Source organism: Bartonella jaculi, assembly GCF_039543045.1.
GTDB classification, from domain to species: domain Bacteria; phylum Pseudomonadota; class Alphaproteobacteria; order Rhizobiales; family Rhizobiaceae; genus Bartonella; species Bartonella jaculi.
Genome location: NZ_BAABIZ010000070.1, coordinates 1 through 3,012 on the forward strand (window position 1 = coordinate 1; position 3,012 = coordinate 3,012).

Below are 3,012 nucleotides of genomic sequence, written 5' to 3' on the forward strand. Positions count from 1 at the left end.
ATCCCATACTTGAATGCATGTTTGGGTGGTTGTCATAACTTTCGCTCCTGCTTCAAACGGATGCTCCCACATCCGTTTTTTGTGGGGTTAATTGTAAAATATCTGCCCTCTATAGCGGGCGGTAATATGAGTTATGATTTACATTTATAAATTTGTCAACCCTAAATGTAAATCTGGAGTGATTTTTTTTGGCAAGATCTGAAAAAAAACCTAAAACAGAACTGGCAAAGCGGTTATGTGAAGTACGGATCGCTCTTGGTTTTACTCAGCGCAAGCAGTTTGCTGATCATCTTACAGTACCAGAAAGTACTATGTATAATTACGAAACTGGCTTACGCGAACCGCCTTCATCAATGTTAGTAATTTACAAAAATATTTGTGGTATAGACGTCAATTGGCTTCTCACTGGTGAAGGTGAGATGTTTAGTGATATGGCAAAAGCAAAAGCAGCAGGTTTTAAACCACAAACTATCCCTGCTGGACTGATGAAAAAACTTGGTCGCATAGCTTATACAACCTATCGCGATGCAAATATAAAACTCCCCCCCGAAGATATAGCGGAACTCGCGGCGGATCTTTATAAAAAACTGCAAGAGCTTGTTCAAGACATCAACGACACGGAAGAAATAGAGCTTACTTTGCCTCTTCTAAAATTGCATTTAAAACGTCAAATAGAAGCTGAAAGAGCACATTTAGAAACTACACAAGATACGGCTTAATGCTCCTCTAAAATGAAAAATCAATATGAAAATCTTTTTACATTAGAAAAGTTACGTAACAATTTGATTTATAAGTATATATTGTCTCTAAAAATAGATAATCACCTATAAGTGAAAATCTTTTTTGCTTTTTTGGTTATTTTTGGCTGATTTTGCAATGTGCTTCACACTTTATCGGATTTTTTTCAAAGGGTCTTCAAAGGCGGTTTTCTGGGCTTTCACAGACTTTTTAAAAATCTTCAAAGGGTTTTCAAAGACCTTTCAAAGCCTTCTCTCATTTTTACGCTCAAATTCCAATTTTCGCTCTTTTTAGCTCTTTTTTACAATTTTAGGTGTCAAAATCTATTTTGACAAAACGCGCATTTAATGGTAAAAAATAACCATAAAAACAACAAATTACCACCTATTCCTCGCTAATCCCACCTCTTCCCACTTAGTACAAAACCTACTGTCAAACTACAACTACCACATCGTATGGATTCTTTATTGCGTGCTTACGAGCCAGATTTAGATAACCCCATTAAAAAGGTTGCTTAAGAAAAATATGCTGCCTCCTCGTTCTCAAAATGGGGAGGTGGTTAAGAGGCTTCTTTAGGTAAAATTTGAAATGAACAGGCTTAAAACCAGTTAAATCATAATCCGTGAGATCGGCAGTATCAACAAAGTTCTCTGCTTCCCCATCCGTCTTGAAAAGAGGTATCTGTTTTAATTGAGAGGTTTTCATAAAAATTAATCTTCTTTTGGTGTGTTTTGATCTTTAAAAGCTTCAAAGTTTAGAAGAAATGTATCTGTTTAAGCTTACACCATTTTCGGCTGCTTGAATTGCAAGTTGTCTATGGAGTTCTGGTGGTATTCTTAATTGAAACTTACCGCTATATTTGCCATATGACAAAGGTATCGGGACTTGTTCTCCATTATGTTGTATATCCTCAACGACTTCTGAAACGAGGTCCATAATACCTTTTAAAGCTTTCTCTGCTTGAGCATCTAACCATGAAAGGGATGGAAATTCTGCACACAAACCAACATATTCCTCATCTTCTGGTGACCAAAAAACACGATAGGTATAATGATTATTGTTCATGTTTTAACTCTATCTTTTCTATTATCCTCTATAAAGGATACACTAACCACGATGACTTTTTCGTAAATCTCGTTCAATCAGATGCCTAACATAGCGTGTATAAGGAATAGCTTGTTTTTTCGCTTTTTCCTTTAAAGCTTTCATAAGCGCTTGAGGCAAGCGAATATTGATAGAAGCTTCTTTAGGTAAGAATTCGAAATGAACGGGTTTAAAACCGGTTAAGTCATAATCTGTAAGATCGGCAGTATCAACAAAGTTTTCTGCTTCTTCATCCGTCTTGAAAACAGGTATCTGTTTTAATTTAGAGGTTTTCATAAAAATCAATCTCCTTTTGGTGCATATAACGAGCGCTAATAGGACGCACAAACAATTCGTTTTTTATTGTTCGTAAGGTAAAAACTAAAAAAATATATCTTTTGTTATAGCTTCTTCCAATGGCTCTGAAACGCTCTTCTTTAACATTTGGGTCGTTCTTTATGACGAGATTTCCGGTTTTAGTGAATAAATACTCAATTTCTTTTTTAGAAACTCCATGTTTAGCACATTTAGGCCAGTTACCTTCATCCCAGTTTATGCCATGAATTTTGATATTTATTGTCATAACGAATGTATATCAAAATGTATCCACAAATACAATAAAAATAATTAAATATCAATTTGTTCGAATAGGAGGCTTTATGCATCCGCGCGAAACGATAAGAGAAACATGTGCTGCTTTGATTAAAGCAGCCAAAACAACAGCTGGTGACAATGTTTTCAATATGCGTGACTTCAACTTTTCCGTTGAGAACACACCTGCAATTAATATCTCAACACAAAGTGAAACAATTGAAGATGGCTATGATTATGGAGTAAGGCGGCGTGTTTTAACGCTAGATGTTGAATGTTATGCGACATGTGAAGATGAAGCACGTTTTGTTGACCAATTAGCATGGGAAGTTGAGGAGATTTTCTACGCTAATCCCAATCTCAACAACACAGTTGAAACATGCCGCCTGCAAAATATTGCTTTTGCCTTTGGCGATAATGGCGCTCTAGCGCTCCATGGTGCAATTTTAACCTTTGAAGTCATTTATGTGACAAATATCCCCAACATGGATGAAGAAGAAGGCGGTGTAACAGCAAGAATCGTTGAACCTTTCTTAAGCTTTGAACCAGAAACAGGCGTGAGAAATAAGGATAAATACCATAAAATTGAAGGTGGACATG

The 3,012-nt window shown here is 36.1% G+C and carries 6 protein-coding genes; 2 read left to right on the forward strand and 4 right to left on the reverse strand.

All coding sequences use genetic code 11. From position 1 onward, the window contains the following. Nucleotides 1–188 precede the first annotated feature (188 nt). Nucleotides 189–719: a helix-turn-helix domain-containing protein gene (locus tag ABD915_RS09160; RefSeq protein ID WP_345117580.1), complete on the forward strand. Its 531-nt coding sequence runs from the start codon at nucleotides 189–191 to the stop codon at nucleotides 717–719. Nucleotides 720–1,239: 520 nt separating this feature from the next. Here ABD915_RS09160 and ABD915_RS09165 read toward each other — a convergent pair. The 4 genes from ABD915_RS09165 to ABD915_RS09180 are packed head-to-tail and all read right to left on the reverse strand — an operon-like array spanning nucleotide 1,240 to nucleotide 2,404. Then, entirely contained in the window at nucleotides 1,240–1,443 is a 204-nt protein-coding gene (locus ABD915_RS09165) for a CopG family antitoxin (RefSeq protein WP_345117582.1), read from the reverse strand. Between the two features lie 42 nt (nucleotides 1,444–1,485). Continuing rightward, nucleotides 1,486–1,803: a type II toxin-antitoxin system HicB family antitoxin gene (locus tag ABD915_RS09170; protein WP_345117584.1), complete on the reverse strand. Its 318-nt coding sequence runs from the start codon at nucleotides 1,801–1,803 to the stop codon at nucleotides 1,486–1,488. Between the two features lie 42 nt (nucleotides 1,804–1,845). Continuing rightward, on the reverse strand, nucleotides 1,846–2,118 hold the full coding sequence (locus tag ABD915_RS09175; protein ID WP_241436204.1) for a CopG family antitoxin: 273 nt from the start codon (nucleotides 2,116–2,118) through the stop codon (nucleotides 1,846–1,848). Further along, nucleotides 2,105–2,404 carry a BrnT family toxin gene (locus ABD915_RS09180; protein WP_345117586.1) on the reverse strand — a complete coding sequence of 100 codons (300 nt, stop codon included), beginning with the start codon at nucleotides 2,402–2,404 and terminating at the stop codon, nucleotides 2,105–2,107. The genes ABD915_RS09175 and ABD915_RS09180 overlap by 14 nt, the downstream gene beginning before the upstream one ends. Before the next feature lie 76 nt (nucleotides 2,405–2,480). Between ABD915_RS09180 and ABD915_RS09185 the strand changes: the two genes are divergently transcribed. Then, a partial coding sequence (locus tag ABD915_RS09185) for a hypothetical protein (RefSeq protein ID WP_345117588.1) occupies nucleotides 2,481–3,012 on the forward strand: 532 nt, incomplete at its 3' end.

Excerpts from the sequence above, each read along its gene's own strand:
- ABD915_RS09165 (WP_345117582.1), bottom strand. The coding sequence starts at position 1,443 with ATGAAAACCTCTCAATTAAAACAGATACCTCTTTTCAAGACGGATGGG.
- ABD915_RS09170 (WP_345117584.1), bottom strand. The coding sequence starts at position 1,803 with ATGAACAATAATCATTATACCTATCGTGTTTTTTGGTCACCAGAAGAT.
- ABD915_RS09175 (WP_241436204.1), bottom strand. The coding sequence starts at position 2,118 with ATGAAAACCTCTAAATTAAAACAGATACCTGTTTTCAAGACGGATGAA.
- ABD915_RS09180 (WP_345117586.1), bottom strand. The coding sequence starts at position 2,404 with ATGACAATAAATATCAAAATTCATGGCATAAACTGGGATGAAGGTAAC.